The organism is Microbacterium sp. Se63.02b (genome assembly GCF_014171575.1).
Taxonomy (GTDB): Bacteria; Actinomycetota; Actinomycetes; order Actinomycetales; family Microbacteriaceae; genus Microbacterium.
The window spans coordinates 1,071,039-1,094,185 of the sequence record NZ_CP050453.1 but is presented as its reverse complement, the minus strand read 5'-3'; the positions used below and the strand labels follow the sequence as shown (position 1 = coordinate 1,094,185).

At 70.0% G+C, this 23,147-nt stretch carries 22 protein-coding genes and 6 pseudogenes; 20 read left to right on the top strand and 8 right to left on the bottom strand.

Translation table 11 applies throughout. From position 1 onward, the window contains the following. Window positions 1-42: 42 nt before the first annotated feature. The 20 genes and pseudogenes from G4G29_RS05495 (at window position 43) to csrA (ending at window position 15,043) form a co-directional block, all read left to right on the top strand. Complete coding sequence (locus G4G29_RS05495; protein ID WP_244632418.1) at window positions 43-381, top strand: flagellar FliJ family protein; 339 nt, start codon at window positions 43-45, stop codon at window positions 379-381. Beyond that, window positions 378-1,016, top strand: a complete 639-nt coding sequence (locus tag G4G29_RS05490) for a hypothetical protein (RefSeq protein WP_183152103.1) — start codon at window positions 378-380, stop codon at window positions 1,014-1,016. The genes G4G29_RS05495 and G4G29_RS05490 overlap by 4 nt, the downstream gene beginning before the upstream one ends. 56 nt (window positions 1,017-1,072) lie before the next feature. After that, a complete protein-coding gene (locus G4G29_RS05485; RefSeq protein ID WP_210274243.1) occupies window positions 1,073-1,720 on the top strand; it encodes a flagellar hook-length control protein FliK in 648 nt (215 codons plus the stop codon). Between the two features lie 14 nt (window positions 1,721-1,734). Further along, window positions 1,735-2,172 carry a flagellar hook capping FlgD N-terminal domain-containing protein gene (locus tag G4G29_RS05480; protein ID WP_183152101.1) on the top strand — a complete coding sequence of 146 codons (438 nt, stop codon included), beginning with the start codon at window positions 1,735-1,737 and terminating at the stop codon, window positions 2,170-2,172. A 27-nt stretch (window positions 2,173-2,199) separates the two neighbouring features. Next, a pseudogene (locus tag G4G29_RS05475) lies at window positions 2,200-3,359 on the top strand (flagellar hook protein FlgE). 67 nt (window positions 3,360-3,426) lie between these two features. Further along, complete coding sequence (locus tag G4G29_RS05470) at window positions 3,427-3,825, top strand: hypothetical protein (RefSeq protein ID WP_183152100.1); 399 nt, start codon at window positions 3,427-3,429, stop codon at window positions 3,823-3,825. Window positions 3,826-3,869: 44 nt separating this feature from the next. Then, window positions 3,870-5,569, top strand: a pseudogene (locus G4G29_RS05465) (long-chain-fatty-acid--CoA ligase). A gap of 229 nt (window positions 5,570-5,798) precedes the next feature. Then, the gene (locus G4G29_RS05460) at window positions 5,799-6,047 is read left to right on the top strand and encodes a flagellar FlbD family protein (RefSeq protein WP_183152099.1); all 249 of its coding nucleotides are present in this window, start codon (window positions 5,799-5,801) and stop codon (window positions 6,045-6,047) included. Continuing rightward, entirely contained in the window at window positions 6,047-6,862 is an 816-nt protein-coding gene (locus G4G29_RS05455) for a MotA/TolQ/ExbB proton channel family protein (protein ID WP_183152098.1), read from the top strand. Before G4G29_RS05460 ends, G4G29_RS05455 begins: the two co-directional genes overlap by 1 nt. Further along, entirely contained in the window at window positions 6,859-7,668 is an 810-nt protein-coding gene (locus G4G29_RS05450; RefSeq protein WP_183152097.1) for a flagellar motor protein MotB, read from the top strand. The genes G4G29_RS05455 and G4G29_RS05450 overlap by 4 nt, the downstream gene beginning before the upstream one ends. Before the next feature lie 48 nt (window positions 7,669-7,716). After that, window positions 7,717-8,232: pseudogene (locus G4G29_RS21335) on the top strand (hypothetical protein); the annotation flags it as partial. 88 nt (window positions 8,233-8,320) lie between these two features. Then, a complete protein-coding gene (locus G4G29_RS21330; RefSeq protein WP_244632417.1) occupies window positions 8,321-8,650 on the top strand; it encodes a FliM/FliN family flagellar motor C-terminal domain-containing protein in 330 nt (109 codons plus the stop codon). Window positions 8,651-8,762: 112 nt separating this feature from the next. Beyond that, entirely contained in the window at window positions 8,763-9,305 is a 543-nt protein-coding gene (gene fliN, locus G4G29_RS05440; protein ID WP_244632416.1) for a flagellar motor switch protein FliN, read from the top strand. A gap of 148 nt (window positions 9,306-9,453) precedes the next feature. Continuing rightward, a pseudogene (locus G4G29_RS23830) lies at window positions 9,454-9,591 on the top strand (flagellar biosynthetic protein FliO); the annotation flags it as partial. A gap of 202 nt (window positions 9,592-9,793) precedes the next feature. After that, window positions 9,794-10,609 (top strand): flagellar type III secretion system pore protein FliP, encoded by an 816-nt coding sequence (gene fliP / locus G4G29_RS05430; protein ID WP_183152096.1) that lies wholly within the window; start codon window positions 9,794-9,796, stop codon window positions 10,607-10,609. Further along, entirely contained in the window at window positions 10,606-10,878 is a 273-nt protein-coding gene (fliQ, locus tag G4G29_RS05425) for a flagellar biosynthesis protein FliQ (RefSeq protein WP_183152095.1), read from the top strand. The genes fliP and fliQ overlap by 4 nt, the downstream gene beginning before the upstream one ends. A gap of 4 nt (window positions 10,879-10,882) precedes the next feature. Next, complete coding sequence (locus tag G4G29_RS05420; protein WP_183152094.1) at window positions 10,883-11,644, top strand: flagellar biosynthetic protein FliR; 762 nt, start codon at window positions 10,883-10,885, stop codon at window positions 11,642-11,644. Next, on the top strand, window positions 11,641-12,732 hold the full coding sequence (locus G4G29_RS05415; protein ID WP_183152093.1) for an EscU/YscU/HrcU family type III secretion system export apparatus switch protein: 1,092 nt from the start codon (window positions 11,641-11,643) through the stop codon (window positions 12,730-12,732). Before G4G29_RS05420 ends, G4G29_RS05415 begins: the two co-directional genes overlap by 4 nt. Further along, a pseudogene (locus G4G29_RS05410) lies at window positions 12,729-14,787 on the top strand (flagellar biosynthesis protein FlhA). Before G4G29_RS05415 ends, G4G29_RS05410 begins: the two are co-directional and overlap by 4 nt. A gap of 4 nt (window positions 14,788-14,791) precedes the next feature. Beyond that, entirely contained in the window at window positions 14,792-15,043 is a 252-nt protein-coding gene (csrA, locus tag G4G29_RS05405; RefSeq protein WP_183152092.1) for a carbon storage regulator CsrA, read from the top strand. A 427-nt stretch (window positions 15,044-15,470) separates the two neighbouring features. Here the strand turns inward: csrA and G4G29_RS05395 are convergent, their stop codons facing one another. From G4G29_RS05395 to glmS, 8 genes and pseudogenes are all read right to left on the bottom strand, one after another. Beyond that, window positions 15,471-16,607, bottom strand: coding sequence for a hypothetical protein (locus G4G29_RS05395; RefSeq protein WP_183152090.1), 1,137 nt, complete (start codon window positions 16,605-16,607; stop codon window positions 15,471-15,473). Continuing rightward, on the bottom strand, window positions 16,604-17,425 hold the full coding sequence (locus tag G4G29_RS21320) for a HAMP domain-containing sensor histidine kinase (RefSeq protein ID WP_244632415.1): 822 nt from the start codon (window positions 17,423-17,425) through the stop codon (window positions 16,604-16,606). Before G4G29_RS21320 ends, G4G29_RS05395 begins: the two co-directional genes overlap by 4 nt. Further along, a complete protein-coding gene (locus G4G29_RS21315) occupies window positions 17,380-18,189 on the bottom strand; it encodes a PAS domain-containing protein (RefSeq protein ID WP_244632414.1) in 810 nt (269 codons plus the stop codon). The genes G4G29_RS21320 and G4G29_RS21315 overlap by 46 nt, the downstream gene beginning before the upstream one ends. A 219-nt stretch (window positions 18,190-18,408) precedes the next feature. Continuing rightward, complete coding sequence (locus G4G29_RS05385; protein WP_183152089.1) at window positions 18,409-19,209, bottom strand: response regulator transcription factor; 801 nt, start codon at window positions 19,207-19,209, stop codon at window positions 18,409-18,411. After that, window positions 19,206-19,688 (bottom strand): tRNA (adenosine(37)-N6)-threonylcarbamoyltransferase complex ATPase subunit type 1 TsaE, encoded by a 483-nt coding sequence (gene tsaE, locus G4G29_RS05380; protein WP_183152088.1) that lies wholly within the window; start codon window positions 19,686-19,688, stop codon window positions 19,206-19,208. Before tsaE ends, G4G29_RS05385 begins: the two co-directional genes overlap by 4 nt. After that, window positions 19,685-20,790, bottom strand: a pseudogene (gene alr / locus G4G29_RS05375) (alanine racemase). The gene tsaE and the pseudogene alr overlap by 4 nt, the downstream one beginning before the upstream one ends. Further along, window positions 20,787-21,146, bottom strand: a complete 360-nt coding sequence (locus G4G29_RS05370; protein ID WP_183152087.1) for a holo-ACP synthase — start codon at window positions 21,144-21,146, stop codon at window positions 20,787-20,789. The pseudogene alr and the gene G4G29_RS05370 overlap by 4 nt, the downstream one beginning before the upstream one ends. Before the next feature lie 107 nt (window positions 21,147-21,253). After that, the gene (gene glmS / locus G4G29_RS05365; protein WP_183152086.1) at window positions 21,254-23,101 is read right to left on the bottom strand and encodes a glutamine--fructose-6-phosphate transaminase (isomerizing); all 1,848 of its coding nucleotides are present in this window, start codon (window positions 23,099-23,101) and stop codon (window positions 21,254-21,256) included. Window positions 23,102-23,147 lie beyond the last annotated feature (46 nt).

Here is a 23,147-nt window from a genome sequence, read left to right as displayed (position 1 = left end):
GGGATCCAGGAGCGCGCCGCGGCACAGCGCCTCTCCCGCGCCGTGATCGACGCCCAGCACACGGAAGCACGCGACAGGTCGCTGCGTGCACACCTCACCGGCACGGGGAGTGAAGCCGTCGACGTGCGGTCGCTGGCAGCGCTCGCGGCGGCACGCGTGGCCGGCCGGACGCTGCTCGCCGACCTGTCGACGCTCTCCGAACTGCAGGAGCAGACCGTCGATCAGGCCCGCAGAGAGCACGCGGAGGCGCGGAGGGCGGTGCGCGGGCTGGATCGACTCGCCGAGGCGCACGCCGCGGAGATACGGGCCGCCGACCTGCACGCCGAGCAGGCGGAACTCGACGAGATCGGGTCGCGGACCGGAGCGGAGGAGCCGTCATGACCTCGCTCGGTCTGATCGACATCGTCGACGCCCGGGCGTCGCGTGCTGCCGGCGGCGCGGCCGGCCGTAGCGCGACTCCGGGGGCGGCGGCCTTCGCCGACGTGATCCAGGACGCCGCGCGGGCGCAGCGCACGGACGACGCTCCGGCCGAGAGCACGCCCAGGGAGAGTGCACTGCCGACGGGCACGACTCCGGATGCCGCTGCCGACACCTCCGTCGATACGGCGATCCCCGTGCCCACCGTGGTCGTGTCTCTTCCCGGCACGGTCATCCCTCCCGCCGGGGCGGAGTCGCCCGCGCCCGCCACGGGAGTCGCCGCGCAGGTCCCCGATTCGGGCCAGACGGATGTCGCGCCGCCCGCCGCGGCGCTCGGCGCGTCGCCCTCGTCGTTCCGGCCGCGAAAAGCGAACCGCGCGGCGCCGTGGTCGCCGCGTCGGTCGCGACGGCATCGCCCGCAGGACGGACCGCTGCCGTCGCGTCCGCATCTCCCGTGTCGGTGGAGGCCGTCGCGACGCCCGCAGAAGCCGATGACTCCGCCACCGCCGCTCCGGTACCGGGACCGCGAACCGCGTATGCCGTCGCGACACCGCCCGGACGGTTCGTCGCGACGTCCGCGGCACAGGTCGGCGCGGTGAAGGGCTCGGCGACGCCGCTCGCCTCCGCGGCCCGAGCTGCCGAGGCGCCATCCTCCGTGCCGACCCCTGCGCCGTCGGCACCGTCCGGAGAAGCGGCGACGCCCGCGGCCACGCCCGCGCCCAGCGCCGCGGCGCCCGTGGCATCCGCGCCGATCGTCCCGGCCACGCCTGCTGCCACACCGGTTGCCACGCCGGCTGCGGTCGCGAACGCGGCGAGCGCTCGCCCCGTGCTGCTCCCACAGATCGCGGGTCCCGTGGTGGCGCTGGCGCAGGCCCCCGACGGGGATCACCGCCTGACCCTGACCGTGTCGCCAGAGAACCTCGGACCCGTGACGGTTCGCGCCCACATCTCGGGCGGGGCCATCCACATCGAACTGCACGCGCCGAACGACCTCGGGCGCGAGGCGCTGCGCAGCGTCCTCGCCGACCTGCGCCGCGACCTCGCCGCCGCCGCGCCGCACGCCTCGCTGATGCTGTCGTCTTCGGACGACGGTCCCGGTTCGTCGAACCCGCAGAGCTCCTCGAACGGCGGTGGCGCCCCGAACAGCACCACAGCGGGCACCGGCGGCGGTCAGCCACGCGGAGAGGGGTCAGGCGACCGGAATCGCGAGGCCCGACCGGCACCGAGCCTCCTTCCATCCCCGCCCGACGCGGCCTCCCCTGTCACTGTCCCGCCCCACGGCGGCATCGACGTCTACGCCTGATCCGAGAGGACCCCATGACCGACCCCATCTCCGGCACGATCCCGCCTTCCGGGGTGCAGACCGGAAGCACCACACCGGCGACCGAACGCAAGAAGAGTCTCGACTCCGAGGTGTTCTTGAAGCTGCTGGTGACCCAGCTCACCAATCAGGACCCCAGCTCGCCCATGAACACCAACGAGATGATCTCGCAGACCACGCAGCTGGCCTCCATGGAGCAGTTGACCGCCCTCACGGCGACCTCGACCGAGAGCTTCGCGCTCAGCATGCGCCAGACGGCGGCGGCGCTGATCGGTCACGAGGCGCAGTACGTCGACGAAGACGGGGTCACCCAGAAGGGCATCGTGTCGTCGGTCTCGTACGCGGGGGCCGTCCCTCTCGTGACCATCGGCGAGAAGTCGATCCCGCTCGATGCCGTGTCCGGCGTCAACCTCGTCACCCGTCCGCAGTCCTGACCAGTCCCCTTCCAGAAAGGCACCACCATGCTCCGCTCTCTGTTCGCCGGAATCTCGGGTCTGCGTTCGCACCAGACCATGCTCGATGTCACGGGCAACAACATCGCCAACGTCAACACGACCGGCTACAAGGCTTCGGCCGTGCAGTTCCAGGACTCGCTGTCGCAGCTCCTGCGCAACTCGATGATGCCGCAGCAGGCCGCGGGCGGCCAGAACCCCGCCCAGGTCGGACTCGGGGTGCAGGTCGCCGGTATCAGCACCAACTTCGCGTCCGGGGCCCCGCAGCCCACGGGTGTGCCGACCGACCTGATGATCGCGGGTGACGGGTTCTTCGTGGTCCGCTCCGGCGGCGAGACCCTCTACACCCGCAACGGCGGCTTCTCGTTCGACGCGAGCGGCAAGCTCGTCTCCGCCGACGGGGCGCTGGTCCAGGGCTGGACCGCCCGCGGCGGCGCGATCGTCCCCGGCCAGGGCATCGGCGACATCACGCTGCCGGTCGGTGCGCTGAGCCCCGCGGCCGCGACCACCACCGCTCGTGTGACCGGCAACCTCCCCTCCGGGGCGGCCGTCGGCGAGACTCTCGTGCGCGACATCAAGACCTACGATGCGGAGGGCGCCGCCACCTCGCTGCGCCTGACCTTCACCCGCACGGCCACCGGGTGGGACGTGACCGACCCGGCAGGCGCGCGCACCTCGCTCGCGTTCACCGACGGCACGCAGGCTGGAGCATCGTCGATCGTCTCCGCCGGCATCACGGTCGACCTGTCGGCGGTCACCGGGTTCGCCGATGTCAGCGACGTCGCCATCAGGAGCAGAACGGCAAGCCGGCCGGCACCCTGAGCTCGTATGCCCTGACCAACGACGGCAGCCTCGTCGGCACGTTCAGCAACGGCGACACCGAGGTGCTGGCGCGCATCGCGCTCGCGGGCTTCGTGAACCCGGGAGGGCTCGAGAAGGCCGGATCGTCGCAGTTCCGCCCGAGCGGCAACTCGGGCCAGCCGACCCTCGGACAGGCCGGCTCCGACGGCATGGGCGCGATCATCAGCGGCGCGCTGGAGATGTCGAACGTCGACCTCTCGCAGGAGTTCACCAATCTCATCGTCGCGCAGCGCGGATTTCAGGCGAACGCCCGCATCATCACCACCAGTGACGAGGTGCTGCAGGAGCTGACCAACCTCAAGCGCTGAACGCGGTGCCGTCCGTCGTCGCCGCTGCACCACCGGTACTGTCTTCTCAGGGAGAACGGAGTCGGGGATGAACGCGATCGACGCCGTCGGCATGATCGCCGAGATCCTGTCCTGGATCGGCCTCGGCATCGGGCTCCCGCTGCTCGCCGTCGTGCTCCTGGTGAAGGTGCACGACGGCGCCTGGTCACCTCAGGAGGTCGTGATCGTCGAGGACGCGGGCGGCTCGGCGCGCGCCCGCTGGTTCGCCGCCGGCGACTTCCGGGAACGCCCGCTCCGCGCCGACGAGCACATCCACCGGCAGGGACGAGACGAGGTCGATGCCTTCGTCAGCGAGCGGCATCCTGACCTGATGCGGTTCGAACCCCGACGGCCGCTCCTGCATGCGTTCCAGGTGCTCGGCGTCACGCTGGCCGGCGTCGGGGCCGCCGCGGTCGTCGTGTCGATCGTGCTCCTCTTCGTCGGCTGACGGCTGCGGTGTCCGCGGACGACGATCCCGGGCAGGATGGAGACATGTCCGCCACCCCTCTCAGCTCCCGACCATGGCTCGATTCCTACGCGGACGGCGTCCCGGCCGAGATCGACGATCCCTCGCAGACGCTGCCGGAGATGCTGGCGGCCAGTGTCGCGGCGTTCGGCAGGCGTCCGGCGCTGGACTTCTTCGGTGCGGTCACGAGCTACCGAGAGCTCGGCGAGCAGGTCGAGCGCGCCGCGGAAGGGCTCCGGCGGCTCGGAGTCGGCGCGGGCGACCGTGTCGCTCTGGTCCTGCCCAACTGCCCGCAGCACGTCGTGGCCTTCTACGCGATCCTGCGACTCGGTGCGATCGTCGTCGAGCACAACCCGCTCTACACCGCGCGGGAGCTGCGGCACCAGTTCGAGGACCACGGAGCGCGCGTCGCCGTCGTGTGGGACAAAGCGGTCGACACGATCGCCGGCTTCCCGGTCGACCTCGAGGTCGAGCACATCGTGAGCGTCGACATCACCGCGGCGATGCCGCTCTCGAAACGGGTCGCCCTTCGACTGCCGCTGCGCCGCGCGCGCGAGTCGCGGGCGAAGCTGACCGGAGCCCCGAAGGCGCACCACCTCGTCGCCTGGAAGAGCCTCGCCGATCACCGCAGGATCTCACGGCGGGTGCCGGGTCCGACGCTGGATGACACCGCCCTGCTCCAGTACACGAGCGGGACGACGGGTTCCCCGAAGGGGGCCATCCTGACGCACTCGAACCTGCGCGCCAACGCGATGCAGGGACGAGCGTGGGTGCCGGGGCTCGTCGACGGCGAGGAGACGTTCTACGGCGTGCTGCCGCTGTTCCACGCGTACGGCATGACGCTGTGCCTGACCTTCGCGATGAGCATCGGGGCGAGGCTCGTCCTGTTCCCCACGTTCGACCTCGGCCTGGTCACGGCGGCGTCACGCTCCACGCCGCCCACCTTCCTTCCGGCCGTGCCGCCGATCTACGATGCTCTCGCCCGCGCCGCCGCCCGAGGGACCATCGACCTCTCGACGGTCCGTTTCGCGATCTCCGGAGCGATGAGCCTTCCGGTCGCCACGGTGAAGCGCTGGGAAGAGGCCACCGGCGGTCTGCTCGTCGAGGGCTACGGCATGACCGAGAGCTCACCGGTCGCGCTCGGCAACCCGATGGGCCCCACCCGTCGTCCCGGCACCGTCGGCGTTCCCTTTCCGAGCACGGAGATCCGCGTCGTCGACCCGGCGGACCCGACCGTCGACGTGCCTGCCGGTGAGGACGGCGAACTCCTCCTCCGCGGTCCGCAGATCTTCCAGGGGTACTGGCGGCGTCCTGGCGAGACGGCCGATGCTCTGCTCCCCGACGGCTGGCTGCGTACGGGCGACATCGCCCAGGTCTCGCCCGACGGGTTCGTGACCATCGTGGACCGCCTCAAGGAGCTCATCATCACCGGCGGTTTCAACGTGTCGCCCAGCGAGGTGGAAGACGCGCTCGTCGCGCATCCCGACGTCACGGCGGCCGCGGTCGTGGGTCTTCCGCGACCTCATGGCGGAGAAGAGGTCGCCGCCGCCGTGGTGCTCCGCGAGGGCGCTGCGCTCGACGTGGACGCGCTCCGCGACTTCTGTCGCACGCGGCTCACCCCTACAAGGTGCCGCGCCGCATCACCGCGGTCGACGATCTCCCCCGATCGCTCATCGGCAAGGTTCTGCGCCGCCAGGTGCGCGATCGGCTGCTCGCCGACCGCTGAGCGGCGGGGCGCAAAGCCGATTATCGCACTCGTTACTAAGGCTTGTCCTCTTAACCACGAGTAACGACGCCATCACTCGTGTTCTCGGCACCGAGCCGGTTCGCCATCGACACCCACCTCCGCGCTAACGCCGGGCCCTCTCCAGCCGACAGTCCCCTCCGACAGCCCAGGACGGGCCGTCGGGTCCGCGCTCCTCGGAACGCGGACGGATCTTTCCAGGATGGAGCCCATGATCGTCCTCACGCGCCTGAACCGTTCGCGGTTCGCGGTGAATCCCGACCTGATCGAACGTGTCCAGGCCACGCCGGACACGACGCTCATCATGGTCGACGGCGCGACCTTCGTCGTCACCGAGACGATGGACGACGTGATCGCGGAGATCACCCGCTTCCGCGCCGGAGTGCTGGCCACCGCGGCCGCCCTGATCGCCGGAGCCGACACGGATGCCGCGTCGGCGGACACCGAGGACGGTCGCTGATGGATCCGTCTCTCATCCTCGGACTCGTCCTCGCCTTCGGCGCGCTGGTCGCCATGATCAACATCGAGGGCGCGACCGTCGGCTCCCTGCTGCTGCCCGCACCCATGGTGCTGGTGTTCGGCGCCACGATCGCGGTCGGCCTCGCGAGCGGCACCCTGCGCGATGCCCTCCACGCCGTCAAAGCGCTCCCGCGCGCCTTCCGCGGCGAGCGCCGCACGGCCTCGAGCATGATCGACACGGTCGTCGGCTACGCCGAGAAGGCGCGAGCGGAAGGACTCCTCGCCCTGGAACAAGGCTTGGACGACGAGAAGGACCCGTTCCTGCGCCAGGCGCTGCAGAGCATCGCCGACGGCACGGATGCCGAAGACCTGCGGACGCTGCTGGAAGACGAGCTCACCTCGACCGCCGCGCGCAACCGCACCGCCTCGCGGTTCTACATGACGCTCGGCGGATTCGCGCCGACGGTCGGCATCATCGGCACGGTCGTCTCGCTCACGCACGTGCTGGAGAAGCTCGACAAGCCCGACACGCTCGGACCGATGATCGCGGCGGCGTTCGTGGCGACGCTGTGGGGTCTGCTCTCGGCCAACTTCATCTGGCTGCCCATCGGCGGAAGGCTGCAGCGACTCGGCGAGCTCGAGCTCGAACGCATGACCGTGCTCATGGAGGGCATGCTGGCGGTCCAGGCCGGGGCTCCGCCGCAGTTCGTGGGCGAGCGGCTGCGGGCACTCGTCGCCGAGCGCCCTTCGAAACGCTCCGGCCACGGCACCAAGGATCGCGCCGCGCAGGAGACGGAGCCGGAGTCCGCTCCATGAGCGTGCGCGCGCGTCGCCGGATTCCGCACGAGGAGCACAGCGGGCCGGATGAGCGCTGGATGGCGTCGTACCTCGACATGGTCACCGTGCTGATGTGCATGTTCATCGTGCTGTTCGCGATGTCGACCGTCGACCAGGAGAAGTTCGAGGCGCTCAGCGCATCCCTCGCCACGGGGTTCGGCCAGGAGCCGTCGGAAGACGTGGATGCCGTGACGGGCGTGGTGGTGCCGCCGGAACTGGTCGACGAGAACGGCGACGACTTCGCCGACGTGAACCTGGCGGCTGCGCAGAACGAGTTCAGCGAGCTCTCCGCGCTCCGGGAACGCCTGCGCCAGGTGCTCTCCCAGAACGGTCTCGAGGCCGACGTCACCTTCACGATCGACGAGCGCGGTCTCACGATCGGGCTCGTCAGCGCCGAGACGTTCTTCACCACGAACAGCACCGCTCTCAGCTCCACCGCGGTCCTGGTGCTCGACGCCCTCGGCTCGGTGCTCGTGACCGCGCCGAACGAGATCTCGGTCGAGGGGCACGCCGACGTGCGCGGCTCCGTGGCGCCGTACCCCACCAACTGGGAGCTGTCGGCCGGTCGTTCGACACAGGTGCTGCGGCACCTCGTCGAGTCGTCCGGCCTCCCGCCTGCGCACCTGAAGTCGGTCGGCTTCGGCGACACGCGACCCGTAGCAGCCGGCGACTCCTCCGAGGCCCTCGCCCAGAATCGACGGGTCGACATCGTGGTCCTCTCTGATGCGGACGAGGAGGTGCGAGCGCTCATCCCCGAAGCACAGGCGGGGCAGCCGTCCTCCTGACCCGTCCTGCACCTAACGCGCGCCGCTCACCGCCCGATAGTCGGGTTCGTGGTGATCCAGGACAGCGTGCGCTCCGAGGTGCGCGCAGCGACGGCGACGAGAAGCGCCGAGGTCGACGTCTACGACTTCGGCCGCTCGGCGACTCTCTCGCGCGAGCACACCCGGGCCCTGGAACTGGCGTTCGAGACCTTCTCCCGGCAATGGTCGGCGCAGCTCTCGGCGAAGATCCACGTGCGCGCGACCATCGCGGTCGAGCACGTCGGGATGCTGACCTACGGCGAGTACGCCCAGTCGCTGCCGTCCACCACCACCCTGATCGTGTGCGCTCTCCCCGATTCCGATGAGCGTCTCATCGTGCAGCTGCCCACCTCTGCGGCGACCACGTGGATCGTGCAGATGGTCGGCGGGCGCGCATCCGGAGCCTCCGAGGACCGCACCTTCACCCCGATCGAGCAGGCGCTGATCCGCTCGCTGATCGTCGACGCCCTCGACCACCTCACCGGTGCGCTCGACGGGCTGCTGCCGAGCGGGGTCACGGTGAACGGGATCCAGTACAGCTCCCAGTTCGCCCAGGTCGCGGCATCGGGAGAGCCCGTCATCGTGGCGCGGTTCTCGATGCGCCTCGCGGGCAGGGGCCGTGCCGGCGAGCGTGATGCTGCCCGCCTCCGTCCTCGCCGGATTCACCGCACGGACATCGGATGCCGATCGCACGGCCGCCCCTGGCCTGATCCGCGGTCAGGTCGAGGTGTCGCCCGTCGATCTCGCCCTGCGACTCGCCTCCCGAGTGGTGCTCCCCCGCGAGGTTCTCGATCTCGCGGTGGGCGACATCGTGTCGTTCCCGCACTCCGCCGATCGCCCGCTGCTCCTCGCCGTGGGCGACCAGACCGTCGCCACCGCCGCCGTCGGCAGTGCCGGTGCGCGTCTGGCGTGCGTCGTCACCTCCACCGTCCCCGATCCTGCCGTCGCCGAGGAGTCCGCGTGACCAGCACCACCACCTACGAGTCCGCTGTCGCCGCCGCCTTCGCGGCGAAGCTGCCGACCGCGGTTCCCACCAGGGCCCTCCCTCCGAGGTCTCGGGAGACACCGGGGATGCCGTGATCGTGCAGTTCGTCGGCGAGGCGAGTGCACAGCTCGCCGTGCAGCTCTTCGACCCGGAGAGCCTGGTCGACGGGCTCGGCTCCGCGCCGCTCGGAGATCGGCTGCGCGACGCCCTCGAGGCCTCCGCGAGCACCCTGGGCGCCGGCGCTCTCGGCGATGCAACGGTGGGTGACGCCTCTCCGCTGTTCTCCGACCCCGCCGCCCAGCTCTTCGACCTGCAGGACGACACGGGTCGCACGATCGGCCGACTCTCGGTGATCGTCACGCACGCTCCGGCCCGTGGTGCACGCAGCTCGCACCGCCTGCACCGCATCGCCGGGGTCGAGATGGAGCTCACGGTCGAGATCGGCCGCACCAGGATGGCCGTTCGCGATGTGCTCGACCTCGAGCCGGGACGCGTCGTCGAACTCGACCGCTCCGCCGGAGCACCCGCCGACATCAAGCTCAACGGCCGAGTCATCGCGCACGGCGAGGTGGTCGTGGTCGACCAGGACTACGCGGTCCGCATCACACGCATCCTCGAGAACGTCGAGGCCTGATCCTGGACGACCTCCTGCTCGGCCTCCGGGTCGTGCTCTCGCTCGCCGCGGTGCTCGGGGTGCTCTGGTACCTCCAGCGCCGCGTCGCACGGACGCAGGCGCGCGCCGCCGCGACAGCGAGGCGATCACGGTCCTCGGCCGTCAGGGAGTGGGGCCGAAGGCGCAGATCGTCGTGATCCAGACCGCGGACGCCCGCTACGTGCTCGGGGTCACCGAGCACGGCGTGAACGTCGTCGACCGCCTGCCCGTCAAGGAGCCGGATGTCTCCGACGAGGCCGCCCGTCCCTCGTGGCCGACCGGGTCCGATACGGCAGCCGACGCCGAGGAGTTCGACCGCATCCTCGCCGCGACCGCCCTGGCAGAGGCGACGCCGTCGCACACGGCTCCGGCACCGCAGCGACGCGTGCGGCACCGCAACGATCCGCTGCGCGGTTCCATCCTCTCCCCGAAACCTGGCGGCAGACCGCCGAGGCCATCCGGCGCACGCGATGAGTGTCGCCCGTGGGGTCGTCGACGGCCGCGCGCTGCGACGCGTCGCACTGATCCTCGCCCTCGCGCTCGCGCTGGTCGTCGTCCTGACGCTTCTCTCGAGCACGGCGGCCCACGCCGAGGTCACCCCGGACGATCCGGGCGAGGGCGTCACGATCGACATCAACGGCGTCGACGGCGGTCCCTCCGGATCGATCCTCACCCTGCTGGGCATCACACTGCTGTCGGTCGCCCCTGCGCTGCTGCTGATGATGTCGTCGTTCACGAAGATCTTCGTGGTGCTGGCGATGACCAGGAACGCCCTGTCGCTGCCGACCATCCCGCCGAACCAGGTGCTGGCCGGGCTCTCGCTCTTCCTGTCGCTGTTCATCATGTGGCCGGTGCTCACCGAGATCAACACGATCGCGGTGCAGCCGTACATCGACGGCAGCCTCACGTTCACGCAGGCGATCGACGTCGGTCAGCTCCCGCTGCAGGAGTGGATGCTGCGCTTCACGCGCGAGGAGGATCTCGCCCTCATGACCCGGATGGCGGGTCAGCCGAACCCCGAGGATGCATCGAGCGTGCCGATGTACACGCTCATCCCGGCGTTCATGATCTCCGAGCTCCGTGCGGCGTTCATCATCGGCTTCGTGATCTTCGTGCCGTTCCTCGTGATCGACCTGGTGGTCGCGGCGGCGCTCATGTCGATGGGCATGATGATGCTCCCGCCCGTCATGATCTCGCTGCCGTTCAAGATCCTGCTCTTCATCCTCGTCGACGGATGGGGGCTCATCATCCGCGCCCTGCTGGAGAGTTACGGAGGTGTCGGATGAGCCCGGAGGCCGTGATCGACATCGGCATGCAGGGGTTGATCATCGCCGCCAAGCTCGCCGCACCCGTCCTGGTCACCGCACTCGTGGTGGGGTTCGCGATCTCGCTGCTGCAGTCCATCACCCAGGTGCAGGAGGTGACGCTCTCGTTCGTGCCCAAGATCGTCGCGGTCGGCATCGCACTGCTCATCGCGGGCAACTGGATGATCGCCGAGATGATCGCGTTCACGAACGAGATGTTCGCCCGCATCCCCTCGCTGCTGAGCGGCTGACGACGTGTACATCCCGATCGACTTCGCCTGGCTGGAGGCCACGATGCTCGCCGCCGTGCGCATCACGGCGTTCATCGTCATCGCCCCGCCGTTCTCTTACGGGGCGATCCCGGCACGGGTGAAGGCGATGCTCGCGATCGGTCTCTCGCTCGCCGTCGGCACGGCGGTCGCCCCCGGGTACGAGAACCTCGACACCGGGCCGTTCCTCGGGGCCCTCGTGCTGCAGCTGGTGACGGGAGCCCTGCTCGGCTTCCTCGTGCTGTTGTGCTTCTCGGCGCTCCAAGCCGCCGGCAGCCTGATCGACGTGTTCGGGGGATTCCAGCTGGCGCAGGCGTTCGACCCGCACTCGATGGTGAACGGCGCGCAGTTCACCCGGCTCTTCCATCTGACCGCGCTGACCCTGCTCTTCGCCTCCGGTGGGTATCAGCTGATCCTCGCCGGGCTCGCCCGCAGCTTCCAGGCCGTACCGGTCGACGGGGTGTTCACGGTCGCAGGGCCGGCAGAGCTCCTTGTCGACGGGGTGTCGCAGATGGTGCTCGCGGCGGTGCAGATCGCCGGGCCTCTCGCGCTCGTGCTGTTCCTCGCCGACGTCGGGCTGGGGCTGATCACGCGCGTGGCGCCGGCGCTCAACGCGTTCGCGATGGGCTTCCCGGTGAAGATCCTGCTCACCCTCCTGCTCGCCGGAGCCGTGTACATCGCTCTGCCCGGCATCGTCGACGCGCTCGCCACCCAGGCCCTCAGGATGATGCAGGGGGTGCGGGAGTGAGCGGCACCGATACCGGCGAGCGCAGCGAGAAGGCCACCGACAAGCACCTTCGCGAAGCCCGCAAGAAGGGGCGCCTGTCGCGCAGCCAGGACCTCACGGCGTGGCTAGGCATCGGTGCGGCCGCGGTCACCATGCCCGCGGCCATCGCCCTCGGCGCCTCCGCGGGAACCGAACAGCTCCTCACACTGACGTCCCTGGTCGAGGCGCCCACCCCTGAGGCGGCTCTCGTGGCGCTGGGGCGTGGCCTCGCCTCCGTGCTGCCGACCCTGACGGTGATGCTGGCCGCGGTCGCCGTCGTCACCCTGATCGGGGCGGTGATCCAGGGCGGCGTGCATCTGCGTCCGCTCACCGGCCGGTTCGAGCAGTTCAACCTCGTCACGGGCGTGCGCCGCGTGTTCGGCATGCAGGCGCTGTGGGAGGGGGCCAAGGCCCTGCTGAAGACGGCCGCGATCGGCATCGCCCTCTGGCTCGTGATCGCGAACCTGATGCCCGTGCTCACCGCCAGCGGAGCACACTCGATCTCGCGACTGCTCGGCACCGCGAGCGAGGGCACGACCGCCCTGCTGCAGACTGCGATCGCCGTCGGACTCGTGCTCGCGGCGATCGACATGTTCGTGGTGATGCGGCGCAACCGCAAGCACACGCGCATGACGAAGCGCGAGATCCGCGACGAGAGCAAGAGCTCGGAGGGCGACCCCCTGATCCGTCAGCAGCGACGCTCCCGGCAGCTCGCCGTGAGCCGGAACCGCATGATCGCCGCGGTCGCCGGATCGGATGTCGTGCTCGTGAACCCCACGCACATCGCCGTCGCCCTCCGATATGAGGCAGGGCGGGCCGCCCCCAAGGTGGTCGCGAAGGGCAGCGGCGTGGTCGCGGAGCGCATCCGCGACGAGGCCGTGCGCGCCGGTGTGCCGCTCGTGCGCGAGATCACCCTCGCGCGCGCCCTGCACGCCGCGTGCGAGCTGGGGCAGGAGATCCCCGAAGACCTGTACAACGCCGTGGCCCGCGTCCTCGTGTTCGTCGACTCGCTGCGACGACGCGGGGCCGCCCGCGGCATCCACTCGCTTCCCTACCGGAGGACCGCATGAGACAGCTGCTCGTCAAGCTCATGGTGCCGATCGGAGTCGTGGGCATCATCATGCTCCTCGTCGTCCCGGTGCCGCCGTTCCTGCTCGACATCCTCATCATCCTGAACATCATGTTCGCGCTCGTGATCCTGCTCACGTCGATGTTCGTGAAGAAGCCGCTGGACTTCTCGGTGTTCCCCTCGCTCCTCCTCGTGGCGACGCTGTTCCGCCTCGGGCTGAACGTGGCGTCGACCCGTCTGGTCCTCGGTGAGGCCTATGCGGGGCAGGTCATCGAGGCGTTCGGGGCGATCGCGGTCGGCGGCTCCCTCATCATCGGCGCCGTCGTCTTCCTGATCCTCGTCGTGATCCAGTTCGTCGTGGTGACCAAGGGAGCGGAGCGCGTCGCCGAGGTGGGCGCGAGGTTCACGCTCGATGCCATGCCCGGCAAGCAGATGGCGATCGACGCCGACCTCAACGCGGGGCTCATCACCGATGCGGAGGCCCGCGCCCGTCGTGCGGAGGTGGCCGCCGAGGCGGACTTCTACGGCGCCATGGACGGTGCGTCGAAGTTCGTGAAGGGCGATGCGATCGCCGGGCTCGTCATCATCATCATCAACGTCGTCGGCGGCATCGCCATCGGGCTGGTGCAGCACGGCATGACCATCGACGAAGCGGTGAGCACCTACAGCCTCCTGACGATCGGCGACGGACTGGTCACCCAGATCCCCGCGCTGCTGATGGCCGTCTCCACGGGCATGATCGTGACGCGCTCGACGGCGGAGGCCGAGATGGGAACGGCCGCCTCGGCGCAGCTCGGGCAGTCCCGCAATGCGCTCATCATCGCCGGATGCGCCGCGATCGTGATGTCGCTGATCCCGCACATGCCCATGCTCCCCTTCGTGGCGATCGGGGCGGGCCTCCTGCTCATCGCGCAGCGCATCAAGGCGACGAGGAAGCGCGAGGAGGCGGCCGCCGCGCAGACGCCCGTTGCTGCCGCCGCGGATCAGCCGGAGGAGCTCATCGAGAAGATGCGCGTGCATCCGCTCGAGATCCTCCTCTCCCCGACATCGTCGATCTGGTCACAGGAGGGCCCGACGATCTGCTGGCGCGGGTGAAGGCCCTGCGCCGCCGTGTCGCCCTCGACCTCGGGCTGATCACGCCGCCGGTGCGCACACGCGACAGCATCGAGCTCGCGCAGGCGACCTACGTCATCCGCATCGCCGGCGTGGAGACCGGGAGGGGAACCGCCCCCGTGGGATCCGTGCTGGCTCTCGGGCAGGGTCTGGAAGCTCTCCCCGGCACCGCGACCCTGGACCCGGTGTTCGGCCTCGAGGGCAAGTGGATCCCGCTCGAGATGCGTCACAGCGCCGAGTTCGCCGGAGCCACCGTGATCGATCGGGCCAGCGTGATCATCACCCACCTGTCCAGCGTGATCCATGCACACGCCGCCCGGCTGCTCAGCCGGGAAGACGTGCGCCAGCTCACGGATGCCCTCAAGCAGGCCTCGCCTGCCGCCGTCGAAGAGCTCACCCCGCGCTGCTGTCCCTGGCCGAGGTCCAGCGGGTGCTGCAGGGGCTGCTCGCCGAGCGGGTGCCCATCAACGATCTCGCCCGGATCTACGAGGCGCTCGCGCTGCGTGCCAGAGTCGGCACCGACCCGGAAGGACTCATCGAAGCGGCTCGCGCGGCACTCGGACCCGCGATCGCCGCACGATTCGCGGATGCCGGCACGCTGCGGGTCGTGATGATCGCTCCGCTTCTCGAGCAGGCGATGCTCGAGAGCCTGCGCCCCGGAGACGAGGGGTCGCAGATCGTGTTCGACCCGCAGCGCATGGAGACGGTGGTCGAGTCGGTCAAACAGGCTGTTTCGTCGGTGCGGGAAGGCGGCGAGCCCGTGCTGGTGTGCGCCCCCTCGCTGCGTCCCGCCGTGCGCAGGCTGGTCTCGGCGCAGACCGACGGCCTGCCGGTGCTGTCGTACACGGAGGCGACCGCCGCCGCGCTCACGATCGAGACGGTCGGCGTCGTCCGAGACGCACCGCTGGCAGCGGTCGGCTCCACCGCCACGGCAGTAGGCTGAACGGATGCTGGTGTTGACGAGGCGGATCGGTGAGAGCGTGCGCATCGACGGCGACATCGAGATCACGCTGCTCGAGATCAAGGGCGACAGTGTGCGCATCGGCGTGAAGGCGCCGCGCGAGACGCGCATCCAGCGCACCGAGATCATCGAGGCCGTGGTCGCCGAGAACGTCTCGGCGGCCGCCGAGACCGGACCGGACGCCGAGACCGCCATCCTCGCGGCCCTCGCCAAGGGCCGCGAGTCCCGCGACGCCTAGCCGGCAGTGAAGCGACGGCGACGACTGCGGGGCTCACCCGCGCCCACCTCCGCGCACTCCACCAGCACCTCGGCTGATACCGCCGTCGCGAGCTCCTCTCAGCTCCCGTCACTCTGCTGGACGATGCTCACCACTCGACGATTGAGCAGGATGGCAGCGACGAGCGCGCCGACACTGCCCACGGCGATGAATGTCGTCGCGAGGCAAGAGAGCGAGCCCTGCTCTTGACCCGGGCCTGAGACGAGGGCGACGAGGGCGACAACGACCCCGACGAGCGAGACGGCGGAAAAGGCAAGCGTGCCGAGCGCGAACCATCGCGTCCGCACATCGGTGAGGTTCTCCCTGAATCGCATGTCATTGCCCGCCCTGTGAGTAATGTGCGACATTCTACAGGGGGCGTTGGCATGGACTTTTTAGACGACAGTCGTCAGGCGCTCTGGAGATCGAGTGCCGTGGCCCGCTTCCACTGGTCGCCTCCGGCTGCACGCGCCCTGGCGGCCGCCCGTCCTGCGGCGGCGACGAGCGCGTCGTAGTCGAATCCGACCACCGACACCGTCGCCCAGCCGATGCTCGCGGAGGCGCGGATGCCGGTGACCGTGGTGTCGCGGTCGATGATCGAGATGCGGGTCAGGATCGCCCGCAGATGATGGCGCACCGATTCGTCGCTGCCACGGATCACGACGATCGCCCGCCCGTCTTCGACGCGGTCGGCATCGGCCGACGCGGGCAACGCCTCACGGATGTCCTCGTGGAAGCGGTCGATGATGAGCGTGTAGGCCGCACCCGTCGAGGCCTCCCGGAGGTCAGCGGGGTCGTCCAGACGGATGTCGAGCACCGACCAGGGCTGGTCGTTCTGCGATTCCGCCTTGCGGAGACGGCGTCGTGCACGCTCGGCCGCGTCCCCGGCGTCGACCCTCTTCTCCTCGCCCCGCACCATCAGCACCAGCGTGAAAGCCGCACAGGTGCTCACCACGAGGGTTCCGACGGCGTTCATCCCGCGTAGGGCACTCAACTGCGCGTCGGTGCCCGCGTCACCCGCGATCAGCGCGGACACGGCGCTGACGACGGCCACGATCACGAGCCCGCAGGAGGCGAGTGCGAGCGGGAGGACGATGTCGCGCACGGCGGCTCTGACGCGCAGCAGTTCGTACGCCACCAGGGCCCCGAAGACCCCGCTGCCCAGGAAGACGATGTGGAAGGACGGCAGGTACCACGCCGTCTCCGCTGTCGCCACGAGCAGGGTCGGGGCGACGACCAGGAAGGGGATCACGGTCCACCACGACACCCGTCGGCCGAAGTGCATCCGCAGTCCGATCCACACCAACGGCTCGAAGCACAGCAGGAGCGCCGAGGCGGCGGCACGCAGCGCCTGCTCCTGCGTCTGCTGCCCGGCGAGCCACAGGTACGCCCCCAGCATCCCCAGGCCGAAGGCCGCGCCCCACGTGATGGTCGCCCTGCTCGGACGTGCGAGGGTCGCGAGCCCCACGACCAGAGCGGTGAGCACGGTCACGACGGCGACCATGCTGGTCGTGACGTCGACGCTGACGGGGACGAGCGGGGTCATGCCCTGGCCTCTTTCACTCGGTGCTGCGGGAAACGCAGCGTCACCCGGGTGCCGAGCCCGACCTCGCTGGAGATGTCGATGCTGCCCTCGTGCGCGGAGACGATCTCACGGACGATGCCCATGCCGAGCCCCGTGCCGCTGATGCCGGCGCGTACGGCGCTGTCCGTCCGGAAATACGGTTCGAACACGCGAGGCAGGTCCTCCGGCGTGAGTCCCACGCCGTCGTCGACGATCGCGAGCTCGACGTGCCCGTCCGTCGACGTGCCGAGAGCGATGCGGATGTGCCCACCCTGTGGCGTGTACTTGACCGCGTTGCTCAGCAGGTTGTCGAGCACCTGCCGAAGCCGGAACGCATCGCCGTAGATGACCAGGCTCTGCGCTCCCTCGATCAGGAGCTCCTGCCTGCTGCCGGAGATGAGCGGCGCATACGACGCCGCCGAGGCCTCGACGACATCCCGCAGATCCACGGGTTCGAACGGCTCCTGCACCGTGCGACCGTTCTGATCGAGGATGCTCGAGACCAGGTCCTGCATGCGCTCGCCGGCGTTCGCGATGATGTCGAGCTGCGCCGGCACACGCCCGGGGAGGTCGTCGCGCTCGCGCAGCAGATCGACGTGTCCGACGATCGCGGTGAGCGGGTTGCGCAGCTCGTGAGAGACGACGGCGGCGAGTGCACGCCGTTCCTCATCCGCCTCCCGCAGCATCGTGACGTCGTCGATCACCAGGAGCGTGACGTCTTGGCCGCCTCCCGCGGTGGCCATGGGCTGCGTGCTCACCTCGAGCGCCCGCCACTGGCCGTTCCCGTCGAAGAGCCACACCTCCTCGGCCTGGAGCTTCCGCCGCTCGCCGCTCGCGCGATCGAGGTGCGCGAGGGCGGGACCGCCGTGCCACGCCTGGCGTCGTACTCGACACCGGCAGACGGGAGCGCGGCGCCGAAGCGATCCCGCCCGTAGAGGGCGCGATAGGCGTCGTTCATCTGCAGGATGCGCCCTCCGGCGGAGACGACGACCAGGGCGACGCTGAGCGCGTCGACGATCTGGGTCACCCTCCGCTGGTTGGTCTCCGCCCGGTCCGCGGCGCGGTTCACCTGTTCGGACCGTCGCTGCAGGAGCCTGCGCGCGGCGCGGGAGCGCTGGGAGCCGATGCGGACGGTCACGCCGAGGAACCCGAGAGTGATCACGACCGTGAGCAGGCGGAGGAGGATGTCGGCCGGTGTGCCGCTCTGGTCGGCGAACAGGACGAGGGTCGCGCTGATGAAGGCGATGCCGCCGAGCACCCACGGCATCGTGAAGTAGGTCGCCAGCCACACGACGGGGAACACCCAGAGGAACCCGAGCCGGATGTCGGGGGCGTTCGTCGTGAAGCCGACCGCGAGCGCGTCCAACAGCGGCACCGCGGTCGCGAACGGGTGGGGAAGTCGGTGCCACGGCACGGCGAGGGTGATCAGTGTCGTGACCACCACGAGGGCGATCCCGGCGACGACGAGGGGGTTGGCGAAGGTCTGCGGCTTGAACGCCGTGATCATGACGACGATCGCCACGATGCTGCCGGTGAACACGAGCTGCCAGCGCCAGATCGACATGGTGCGGATCATCGACGCGTGCCCTCCCCCATGAAGCTCAGCTTTCCCGCAAGATTACTCAAAGATCGGGGAACCCCGCTCTTCAGGTGTCCCCGCCGCCATAGCATTCTGAGTGGGGGCCGACACTGCGACTGGGGAAGAACGCAGACGCTGGGGCCACGCGAGTGGGGATTCGCAGGCACACGGGACCGCGGTTGGGGAGCCGCGGTCCCGCCCCGGTCAGCTCGCCGGGTCATCGACCGGAGTGAGCCGATAACCGACTCCGCGCACCGTCTCGATGTAACGGGGCCTGGTCGAGCTGTCGCCGAGCTTGCGTCGCAGATTCGCGATGTGCGTCTCTATGGCCCGCTTGTCCGGTTCGCTGACGTACTCCTTCGAGCCTTCCGGTGCTCCACGCAGGCCGCGCGCCAGGTCCGCCTTGCTGCGCACCTTGAGTTTCGCGTCGAGGATGGCGGCGAGCAGGTCGAACTCCGTCGGGGTGAGGTCGATCCGTTTCTGACCGACCAGCACCAGACGCGTGTCCAGGTCGAGGCTGAGGTCGCGATGCACACGCCCCCGCCAGGTGAGCACGGTCGTGCTGTCGGCTGCAGGCTCGCTCTCCGCCGCAGGGCGCGCCGGGGTCGGCCGGTACTCGCCGGCCCGAGGCCTCCGGAGCAGCGCCTCGATGCGCGCCCGCAGTTCGCGCGGCCGGAACGGCTTGACGAGGTACTCGTCCGCCCCGGAGGTCAGACCGAGGACCACATCCGACTCGTCCGAGAGGGCGGAGAGCATGATGATGAACGTGTCGCTGACCCGTCGGATGCGTCGGGCGACCTCGAACCCGTCGATGCCCGGCAGGTTGATGTCGAGCGTGGTGATGACGGGGCGGTGCTGCTCGATCGCCGCGAGACCCTCGGGTCCGGAGCCGGCCAGGTGGGTCTCGAACCCCGCGGCGAGGAACACCTCGTCGAGGAGCGACCGTACGCCCGGATCGTCCTCGATGATCACGGCCACGAGCGTCTCGTTCACAGTTGCGGTCACGTCGACCCCTCGCGGACGATCGTCACGATGCGCGGCGCGTCGGCATCGAGCTCCGACGGATCGAGGTCGTCCACGCCGACCGGACGCTCGAGCTCGATGTCCCACCACGCATCGGCAAGCTCCTCCGCCATGCCGCGTCCCCACTCGATCACGACCACCGATCCGGCGAGGTCGAGGTCGAGGTCGTCGAGTTCGGCCGCGGAGCCGAGGCGGTACGCGTCGACGTGCACGAGCGGCGCCCTGCCGACGAGGGAGGGGTGGGTGCGGGCGATCACGAAGGTCGGGCTCTGCACGGGTCCGCGCACGCCGAGACCTTCGGCGAGGCCCCGGGTGAACGTGGTCTTCCCCGCGCCGAGGGGACCCGTGAGGATGAGGAGGTCTCCCGCCTCCAACTGCTCGCCGATGCGGAGACCGAGCTGCTCCATGGCCTCGGATGTCGCGACCTCACGTCGTCCGAGGAAGGCCGGGTCGACGCTCATGACGACCGCCGGGGCACGCGCGGTCCGATGCGCGTGACGATCTCGTAGTTGATGGTCTCCGCCGCGTCCGCCCAGTCTGCAGCCGAGGGGACGCCGAGGGTGGGGTCACCGAACAGCACGACCTCGTCGCCGACCGAGATCGGAGTGTCGCCGACGTCGACGACGAACTGGTCCATCGCGATCCGCCCGACGTTCACGAACCGGCGTCCCGCGATCGAGACCGGAAGGCGGCCGGAGGCGTTCCGCGGCACCCCGTCCGCGTACCCGAGCGGGACGAGGACGAGTGTGGTGTCACGGTCCGTGCGGTGCGCGTAGCCGTAGGACACCCCGGTCCCCGCGGGCACTCGGCGTACTGCGGCGATCGCGCCGCGGAGCGTCATCGCCGGACGCAGCCCGAGTTCGGCGGAGGTCCGGTCGTCGAACGGCGAGAGCCCGAAGAGCCCGACCCGATCCGCACCGCGTCGAGTCGCGTCTCCGGGAGATCGATCGCGGCGGCGGTCGCGGCGATGTGGCGGATCTCGGGGCGGATGCCGAAGGATGCGGCCGCCGCGACGCCCTCGTCGAACTTCGCCAAGGCCGCCCTGTCGTCCTCCGCGGAGGTGTTCGAGAGGTGACTGAACAGCCCCACGATGCGCAGCCGTCCGACGCGTTCGAGGCGTGCCGCTTCCGCCAGCACCCGCCCCCAGTCGGCCGGGGCGACGCCGTTGCGCGAGAGACCGGTCTCGAACTTCAGGTGCACGCCGACGGGCCGGTCGACCGAGGCGGCGGCCGCAGCGGCTTCGAGCTGGTCGAAGGATGAGATCCCGATCTCGATGTCCTGCGCGGCGGCGTGCTCGAACCTCTCGCCCGGCGCATGCAGCCACGCCATGATCGGCGCATGCACGCCCTGTCTGCGCAGTTCGAGGGCCTCGGCGATCTCGGCGACGCCGAGCCGCGTCGCGCCGGCGGAGAGCGCGGCGACCGCGGCCGCAGCGGCACCGTGACCGTAGGCATTCGCCTTGACGACCGCGATCACCTCGACGCCGGTGAGCCTGCGGAAGTGCCGCACGTTGTCGGCGATGGCGTCGAGCTCGATGGTCGCTTCGCGGAACGGGGCGGTCACAGGGGAGCTCCTTCGGCGACGACGAACGCGGCGGCGAGACCCGCGTCATGGGTGAGGGTCAGATGCAGGGTGACGATCCCGCGCTCCTCGACGACCGCGGCCGTCGATCCGCTGAGGACGAAATGCGGACGCCCCGAGGCCTCCGAGGCGATCTCGATCTCGATCCAGTGCACGCCGTCCGAGCCGCCGAGCGCCTTGATCAGCGCTTCCTTGGCCGCGTACCGCGCCGCCAGCGAGGGAAGACGCAGCGTGCGTTCGGACGGGGCGAACAGCCGCTCCAGAAGGCGCGGGGTCCGGGCCATCGTCCGTTCGAACCGTGGGATGTCCACGAGGTCGATGCCGGTACCGATGATCACTCGTTCAGCCTACTGTCCCCGCCGAGCCGGGCTCGGAAGACGAGAGCCCCCGTCCCTGCGTCTCGCCGCGGACGGCGCGCACGAACGGGGGCGACTCGGTGACGGGGTTACTCGACCGTGACGGACTTGGCGAGGTTGCGCGGCTGGTCCACGTCGAGCCCCTTGGCCGTGGCGAGCGCCATCGCGAAGATCTGCAGCGGCACGACCGCGAGCAGCGGCTCGAACATCGCACCGGCGAGCGGGATGTGGATGACCTCGTCGGCGAACGGCAGCACTGCCGCGTCGCCCTCTTCTGCGATCACGATCACGCGGGCGCCACGGGCGCGGATCTCCTGGATGTTGGAGACGACCTTCGAGTGCACGAGGGCCGAGTGACGAGGCGACGGCACCAGCACGAACACGGGCTGTCCCGGCTCGATCAGCGCGATCGGTCCGTGCTTGAGCTCGCCGGCGGCGAAGCCCTCGGCGTGGATGTACGAGATCTCCTTGAGCTTGAGCGCACCCTCGAGCGCGATCGGATAGCCCACGTGACGACCGAGGAACAGCACGGAGCGGGTGTCGGCCATCCAGCCGGCCAGCTGCGTGACGTGCTCCTGCTCGCTCTCCAGGACCTTCGCGATCTTCTCCGGCAGCGCCGCGAGTTCGGCGACGTCGACGGACGCATCGGCCACGGTGCCGCGCACGCGGCCCATGTGCAGGCCGAGCAGCAGCAGGGCGGTGATCTGGGCCGAGAAGGCCTTGGTCGAAGCCACGGCGACCTCGGGTCCGGCGTGGGTGTAGACCACGGCGTCCGACTCGCGCGGAATCGTCGCACCCTGCGTGTTGCACACCGACAACGTGCGTGCACCGCGCTCGCGCGCGTACTTCACGGCCATCAGCGTGTCCATGGTCTCGCCCGACTGGCTGATCGACACGACGAGCGTGTCGGCGCCGATCACCGGGTCGCGGTAGCGGAACTCGTGCGCGAGCTCGACGTCGACCGCGACGCGTGCCCACTGCTCGATCGCGTACTTGCCCACGAGCGCGGCGTACGATGCGGTGCCGCAGGCCGTGATGATGACGCGGTTGATGCCGACGAAGAGCTCGTCGAGTCCATCGAGCTCGGGGATGACGACCTGGCCGTCCTGGATGCGGCCGCGGATCGTGTTCGCGACGGCCTCCGGCTGCTCGGCGACCTCCTTGGCCATGAAGCTCGACCATCCGCCCTTCTCGGCGGCGGCAGCGTCCCACGACACGTCGAACGGCTCCGGCTCGACGGGCGTCCCGGCGAAGTCCGTGACGCTGACGGCGTCCGGGGTGATCGAGACGATCTGGTCCTGGCCGATCGCGAGCGCCTTGCGCGTGTGCTCGATGAAGGCGGCGACGTCCGAGCCGAGGAAGTTCTCGCCCTCGCCGAGTCCGATCACGAGCGGCGAGTTGCGGCGAGCGCCGACCACGAGGCCCGGGTGGTCCTGGTGCATCGCGAGCAGGGTGAACGCGCCCTCGAGGCGGTTCACGACGCTGCGGAACGCGAGCTGGAGGTCGCCGCCGTTGCCGGCGTACTCACGTCCGAGAAGAGCAGCAGCGACCTCGGTGTCGGTCTCGCTGCGGAACACGACGCCGTCCGCGAGGAGCTCCTCTCGGAGCGCCGAGAAGTTCTCGATGATGCCGTTGTGGATCAGGGCGAGCTTGTCGTCGTCGGCGAGGTGCGGGTGCGCGTTGCCGTCGGTCGGGCCGCCGTGGGTCGCCCAGCGCGTGTGTCCGATGCCGGTCGAGCCGTCTGGCAGCGGAGCGTCGGCGAGGGAGTCACGCAGCACGGCGAGCTTGCCCGCCTTCTTGCGCATGCCGAGCGAACCCTCGCCGTCGATCACGGCGACTCCCGCGGAGTCATAGCCGCGGTACTCGAGACGGGCGAGGCCGGCGAGAAGGATGTCCTGGCTGGGGCGCGGGCCCACGTATCCGACGATTCCACACATGCGATCAAGAGTAAGGCGGGATTTTTGCGAGTCGTCCGAACAATAT